Here is a 6,376-nt window from a genome sequence, read left to right as displayed (position 1 = left end):
AGACTTGCCGAGATGGTTGATCCAGGCAGCCGCCTGGCCGATATCGGCACCGACCACGCCTACCTGCCGATCCTCCTGGTAAAGAGCGGCAAGATCAGCCACGCTATCGCCAGTGACGTTGCGGCTGGCCCCTTAGAGAACGCGAAAACGGACATCGCCGCCGCGGGACTTTCTGACCAGATTGAAACCCGGCTGGGTTCAGGCTTGGAAACCATTAAGGAAAGCGACCAAATCGATACGGTCGTCATCGCCGGCATGGGCGGCAAATTGATGGTCAACCTGCTCTCTGAAGCCGCCTCCCGGGGCGTTTACTACCCAAGCCTGGTCCTTGAAGCCAATATTGGGGAAAACATCGTCCGCCGTTGGCTGATGGCCAACAAGTACAAGATCGTCGCTGAAGACATCGTCTATGAAGCAGGCCACATCTATGAGCTGATCAAGGCCCGTTTAACTGACCAGGTTCACGAATTGACTGTCCGCGAGCAGGAATTTGGTCCCTTGCTCTTAAAGAACAAGACTGATGTTTTCTATAAGAAGTGGCAGGGACAGGAAGCTTACTACCAAAAGCTGCTGGCTAACCTCAACAAGGCTCGGGAAAAGGACCTGACCCGGATAAAGGAAGTCGAAAACTTGCTGGCTATGATCAAGACAGAATTAGGTGGGGAAAATGACTAAAGTAAAAGACATTGTAGCTAAACTGAATGAAGCTTTCCCGGAAAGTATCGCCAGTGCCGGTGACCCGGTCGGCCTGCAGATCGGCAGCCTGGAAGCACCAGTCCACAAGATCCTGGTGACTTTAGACGTCCGGCCAAATGTGGTTGATGAAGCCATCAGGAGAGGTGCTGACCTCATCGTCAGCCACCACCCCTTGATCTTCCGTCCGGTTAACAACTTGGACTACAGCGACCCACAAAAGGCCATGTACGCCAAGATAATTGCTAACGGCATCACCGTTTACTCCATTCATACTAATTCCGACAAGGCCCAGGACGGGTCAAGCGACTGGCAGGCTGAAGAACTTGGCCTTTTGAACGTAACCGGCTTTGCCCCAGACGAGGACGGCATCGCCATTGGCCGCAAGGGCCGCCTGCCAGAAGCAATGAAGGCAATCGACTTTGCCCACTACGTCAAGGAAAAGATGGGGGTGGACATGGTTCGCCTGATCTGCGCTGACCAGGATAAAATGGTGGAAACTGTTGCCTTCGTCTGCGGGGACGGGAACAAGTTCTGGAAACAGGCCTTAGCTGACAAATGCGACGCCTACATCACCGGTGACGTCTACTACCACACTGGCCATGACATGATTTCATCAGGCTTGGTAGTAGTTGATCCGGGCCACTATACGGAGAAGCTCTTCAAGTATGAAGCTGCCAAACGGCTCAGTGCCTGGCAGAAGGAAGAGGGCTGGAGCGTAGAGTGCTTAATCAGCGCTGAATCAACCGATCCCTTCCAGAACATTTTTTAGTAAGTGAAATATTTTTGTTTATGTAAAGAATAAGGAGAAAAAGATGGAATACCCAACTTTGCTGCCAAGATTTTTGAAGTACGTCAAGATCAACTCCCGGTCAGATGAACATGCTGACCGCTTCCCATCCACCCAAAGAGAAGTGGACTACCAAATGGTCATCATGAAGGAACTGGAAGAACTGGGCTTAAGTGACGTTCACTACAATGAAAAGGCTGGTACGGTCATCGCAACTATTCCTTCCAACGTTGACTGGGACGTGCCGGTTATGGGCTTCTTGGCTCACTGCGACACGGCTGATTTCAATTCAGAAAACGTTAAGCCGCAGATTACTGAAAACTACGACGGGGAAAGCAAGATCCAATTGGGCGACAGCGAATTCTACCTGGACCCGGCCGTCTTCCCGAACTTGAAGAAGTACAAGGGGCAGACCATTATCTCTGCTTCCGGTGACACCCTTTTGGGCGGGGATGACAAGTGCGGGGATGCTGAACTGGTCACCTTTGCTGAATACCTCCTGGCTCACCCGGAAATCAAGCACGGGGAAATCCGCCTGGGCTTCACGCCAGACGAAGAAATCGGCACTGGTGCTCAGCATTTTGACGTGGAAGACTTCAACGCTGCCTTTGCCTTTACGGTTGACGGGGAGGGCCCGGGCAAGCTGGACTGGGGGACCTTCTCAGCAGCTCAGTTTGAACTGGACATCCAAGGCGTTAACGTGCACCCAGCTGTAGCCAAGGGACAGATGATCAACGCCATTCAAGTCGGGATTGACTTCCAGAACTCCCTGCCGCAAGACGAAGTGCCGGAAAAGACTGAAGGCGAAGAAGGCTTCTACCACTTGATGGACTTCTCTGGTACGGTTGACAACGCCCACCTGGCCTACATCATCCGTGACTTCAAGCGCGACGGCCTGGAAGCCCGGAAGAACCTGGTCAAGGAAAAGGTGGCTGAACTCAACGCCAAGTATGGGGAAAGAATCAAGCTGAAGATGTGGGACCAGTACTACAACATGGCTGATGAACTGGTCAAGCACATGGAAATCATTGACCTGGCCCGGGATGCTTACAGAGCCTGCGGCTTGACTGAAATCAATGAAGAACCAGTCAGAGGGGGTACGGACGGGTCACAACTGACTTACATGGGTCTGCCATGCCCGAACCTCTTTGCCGGTGAAGAAAACATGCACGGCCGCTACGAATATACGGTTCTGGAATCAATGTGGAAGGCTGTTGACGTCATGATCAAGATGGCTGAACTGCAAGCTGAACGGAACAAGTAAGACAAGATAACTTAAATATAAAGGATAAGAGCTGCTCTAGGGTGGCTCTTATTTTTTGTCTGTGAATAACTTGGCCGGGGATAGGGTAAAAAGAGACTGTGGAACAAAAATCGGAGAAAAAGGCTTACAGAGCTAGAAAGAGAAATGCTGTAATAGCAAGCTTTATCGCTTGCGATAGCGGGTTAAAGCTAAATGATAAAAATGGCAGCTGTTAAGAAATAGTAGCCGTTGTCCTTTACATGACAAGCTTCTTATTATTTTAAACTTTATGCAAAATGTAAAATGGTTAGCGTGAAACAATGAAGTGATAAAAAGAAATGAGAGAGGGAAAAAGCAGAGAAAAAAGGGCAAAAGAAAACCGGGCCGTTTGGCCCGGTTGCTTACATTTAGCTCTGGAGATAGCTCTGGAGATAGTCCAACATCTGGTTGATTTCATCGCTGGTAAAGTTGCCCCGCCCTTGCTTCATGGCGTGCACCTTTTCCACTGAGAGGTGGCTGGCAAAGGCCAGGGTAGTATCGCTCACAGCGTGCTTGCTCTGAAATTCGATGATTGCATCCGAAAGTTCTTCTGGTTTCATTGATCTTCACTCCTTAATAACCGTATTTTACCATTTTTTGAAAAGTTGTTGAGGGAGCTTCAGAATTTTTTAGTAAAAGTCGCTGCTGATCTGGGTAACTGGCCAGTAGCGCAGAACTACCTTACTCAAGATATTGCTCCGCTTGATTGGGCCGAAGTAGCGGGAGTCCTTTGAAACGTCCCGGTGGTCACCCATGACCCAGTATTGGTTCTTCTTCAGCTTGATCTTGAAGTTGCCGGTGTAGTAGACCCCAGCTAAATGGTCAGCCTTTTTGTACTTGTTGTTCAAGTATTGCTGGGCCGTCTTCTTGCCGTTGATGTAGAGGACGTCGTTCTTGGACTGAACCGTGTCGCCTGGCAGGCCGATCACCCGCTTGATGTACATGGCGTTTGCCTGGTCCGGCGCCTTGATGATGACAACGTCATTTCTCTTAGGAGTGAAGTGGCGCACAGCAATCAAACGGTCGCCGTCTTCAAAGGTCGGTTGCATGGACGGGCCAGACACTACTTCATTGGCTAAGAAGAAGGAGAAGACAACATAATAAATTGAGACAAAGACCAGGAACATAACCAGGACGTCCCGGAAAAATTTACCCCAGCTTTCTTCTTCAGCTGCTTGCTTATTCTTTTTCTTCATTTGACAAAAAATCTCCTTTTACTGACTATTAACTTATTATAGCCTATTTTCTTGCAGGGGCGGCGTTTGGGCCGGCCTTTTTTAGCATATCTTCAGAAAATGGAATGAGATTACACTGGGCAGCGTTGTACTGGTAGTAAGCCAGACGCTTTGGCGGGCAGCGGAAAATCTCCAGGAGTTCCTTGTCAGAATACTTCTGCTGGCTGATCAAGGAATAGACATAAGAGAGGCGGAGATTGGTCAGAGTGATTGGCATGGGGGAGAGGAGATCCTTGTCGGTCTTGACCAGCTGCATGATGTTGTTGGTACTGGCATATGGTTCACCGGACCTGGAGGCGAAAATATAAGGATCCGGGTCCCTTTCAAAGGAAAGTGTGCCAGTCAGGTAGTCAGTCATTTCGCTCAAATTGTCTTTCACCTCACTATAGCGAATCCCTAAGAGTTCCTTAGCCTGATAGCCCAGGGCGAAAAGCTGCAGCAGCCAGAGAGTCACCGGCTGCTTGACATAGGGGATAAGGGCAGGCAAATGCTCTGGCCAGTCGATTACATAGGTCTTCCGCCGCTCAAAAGAGTAGCCCTTGAGGTCTAGTAAACGATAGCTTGGGGTAATTCCAGCCAGGGCCAGGTAGTAGAAGTACTTTTTAATGTAGGAGACATACTTGTTGACGGTCGTGACCTGCAAATTCTCCTTAGTCGCCAACTGCTGCAGGTAGTCACGGACATTGCTGGCCGTGATTTCATTAACGTCACTGGATGGGAAATTCACTTCCGCATAGGTAAAGAAGTGGTCCAAACAGTAATCGGCGTTCTCAATTGACTTGGGGCTGAGTCTTTGCGGACCCCGGCACCAATTCTCAAAACCTTCCTGGTGGGGATACATGACATGCTCCTTTCTTTTTAGCCACTCTTTTAAGTTTCCTAATTGTTACTACAATAATTATAACACAAATTGCGCGGCTTCGCCGCGCCCAACAAAACAACGTTAGCAAAAGGTCTGCTGGCTTAATAAAGTGTTCGATTAACTTTCTGGCAAAAAATCCAGTAAAATCAAAGCGAATTAGCTTTAAACGTGAAAAAGATAGAACAAGGGAATAAATGAGATGTATGTCTCGGCCAACCACAAGAACGGTAAGCCAATTCAAATGAACGACAACTACAAGCGGCAGCTGGTTCTCAGGAAGCTCTACCCGCATGCCAAGGTGCTGATGAATGTTTACGGAGACCTGGAAGACGGCAGTCACTCAGACGGCTGGGTCAAGAATCCTTCCTCCAAATCTCTGCGCTACCTGGTCAGCCCAAAGGTAAAAAGCTACAAAGAAAAGAAATTTACCGGCCCAATGGCCCAGCACAGCCGCTTGCGGGAGAACCCGCAAGTCTTAAAGACGGCGATTAGCTTCCCTTGGCCAAATAGCTAATTGATCAAAAATAACTCTTAGAGAAAAAATAACAAGCCAAAAAGATTTGGCAGGGACTGGAGGAAAGAAATGCCGACTGAAAAAGAAAAAATGCTGGCTGGCCAGGTCTATAATCCTGGTCAAGACGAAGAACTGGTGACAGAACTGACGGCCTGCAAGGCCAAGTGCCTCCGCTACAACCAATTGCCGTCTGGAGCAGAAAAGAAGGAACTCTTAAGGGAAATCCTGGGCCAAAGCGGGGAAAACTGCCACATCGAACCCAACTTCTGGTGCGACTATGGCTGGAATATTAAAGTAGGCGACAACTTCTACGCCAACCATAATTTGACCGTCCTGGATGCTGGGGGAGTGACCTTTGGTGACAATGTCTTCATCGGCCCTGACTGCAGCTTCTACACCTCCGGCCACCCGTTGGACGCGGCCAGAAGAAATACCGGCCTGGAATATGCCTACCCGATTACTGTTGGCAATAACGTCTGGATCGGCGGGGGAGTCCGGTCGGTGCCTGGCGTCACAATCGGTGACAATTCCGTGATCGGCGCCGGCAGCGTCGTTGTTAAAGATGTCCCGGCCGACTCCGTAGCCGCTGGCAATCCTTGCCGGGTTATCCGGGAAATCACTGAAGCTGATAAAAACAGTGACTTAAACTGGAAGAAGTAAGAGATACTAACGGCAAAGAAATAGCTCGGAGATTGATTTTCTCCAAGCTATTTTTCGTATATATTATGGCTGCATTCTGTTGATCATTCTTGGGAATGGGATAGCTTCACGAACGTGGTCCAGCTTGCAGATCCAGGCAATAACCCGTTCAAAGCCCATCCCGAAGCCAGAGTGCGGCACGCTTCCGTACTTTCTCAGGTCCAGGTACCAGGAGTAGTCGTACAGGTTGAGGCCTGCTTCTTCGATTTGCGCCTTCAAGGTGTCGTAGTCAGCTTCACGTTCTGACCCGCCCATGATTTCCCCGTAGCCTTCTGGCGCTTCCACGTCGGCGCAGAGGTAA

9 protein-coding genes are annotated in these 6,376 nt (G+C 49.6%); 5 read left to right on the top strand and 4 right to left on the bottom strand.

Annotation, left to right across the window (positions count from 1 at the left end; all coding sequences use genetic code 11):
- From FD23_RS07565 to pepT, 3 genes are all read left to right on the top strand, one after another.
- The coding region (locus FD23_RS07565) for a tRNA (adenine(22)-N(1))-methyltransferase (RefSeq protein ID WP_236743907.1) at positions 1 to 675 on the top strand (675 nt) is incomplete at its 5' end.
- The gene (locus FD23_RS07560) at positions 668 to 1,465 is read left to right on the top strand and encodes a Nif3-like dinuclear metal center hexameric protein (RefSeq protein ID WP_025896280.1); all 798 of its coding nucleotides are present in this window, start codon (positions 668 to 670) and stop codon (positions 1,463 to 1,465) included. The genes FD23_RS07565 and FD23_RS07560, both read left to right, overlap by 8 nt.
- A gap of 43 nt (positions 1,466 to 1,508) precedes the next feature.
- Complete coding sequence (pepT, locus tag FD23_RS07555) at positions 1,509 to 2,747, top strand: peptidase T (protein WP_025896279.1); 1,239 nt, start codon at positions 1,509 to 1,511, stop codon at positions 2,745 to 2,747.
- A gap of 386 nt (positions 2,748 to 3,133) precedes the next feature.
- Here the strand turns inward: pepT and FD23_RS07550 are convergent, their stop codons facing one another.
- From FD23_RS07550 to FD23_RS07540, 3 genes are all read right to left on the bottom strand, one after another.
- Positions 3,134 to 3,325 carry an LBP_cg2779 family protein gene (locus tag FD23_RS07550; protein WP_002878604.1) on the bottom strand — a complete coding sequence of 64 codons (192 nt, stop codon included), beginning with the start codon at positions 3,323 to 3,325 and terminating at the stop codon, positions 3,134 to 3,136.
- Between the two features lie 69 nt (positions 3,326 to 3,394).
- Entirely contained in the window at positions 3,395 to 3,961 is a 567-nt protein-coding gene (lepB, locus tag FD23_RS07545; protein WP_025896277.1) for a signal peptidase I, read from the bottom strand.
- Between the two features lie 43 nt (positions 3,962 to 4,004).
- Entirely contained in the window at positions 4,005 to 4,841 is an 837-nt protein-coding gene (locus tag FD23_RS07540) for a site-specific integrase (RefSeq protein WP_025896276.1), read from the bottom strand.
- 220 nt (positions 4,842 to 5,061) lie between these two features.
- Here FD23_RS07540 and FD23_RS07535 point away from each other — a divergent pair, with 220 nt between their 5' ends.
- Together FD23_RS07535 and FD23_RS07530 are read left to right on the top strand one after the other, a co-directional pair.
- The gene (locus FD23_RS07535; protein WP_025896274.1) at positions 5,062 to 5,376 is read left to right on the top strand and encodes an alpha/beta hydrolase; all 315 of its coding nucleotides are present in this window, start codon (positions 5,062 to 5,064) and stop codon (positions 5,374 to 5,376) included.
- 69 nt (positions 5,377 to 5,445) lie between these two features.
- Positions 5,446 to 6,036, top strand: a complete 591-nt coding sequence (locus tag FD23_RS07530) for a sugar O-acetyltransferase (protein WP_052933675.1) — start codon at positions 5,446 to 5,448, stop codon at positions 6,034 to 6,036.
- Between the two features lie 63 nt (positions 6,037 to 6,099).
- Here the strand turns inward: FD23_RS07530 and FD23_RS07525 are convergent.
- Positions 6,100 to 6,376 (bottom strand): amino acid--tRNA ligase-related protein (locus FD23_RS07525; protein WP_340136955.1); only part of this gene is annotated, 277 nt, incomplete at its 5' end.

The organism is Lactobacillus delbrueckii subsp. delbrueckii DSM 20074 = JCM 1012 (assembly GCF_001433875.1).
Classification (GTDB): Bacteria; Bacillota; Bacilli; order Lactobacillales; family Lactobacillaceae; genus Lactobacillus; species Lactobacillus delbrueckii.
The sequence above is the reverse complement of the archived record's forward strand: the minus strand, read 5'-3'. Positions and strand labels throughout refer to the sequence as shown.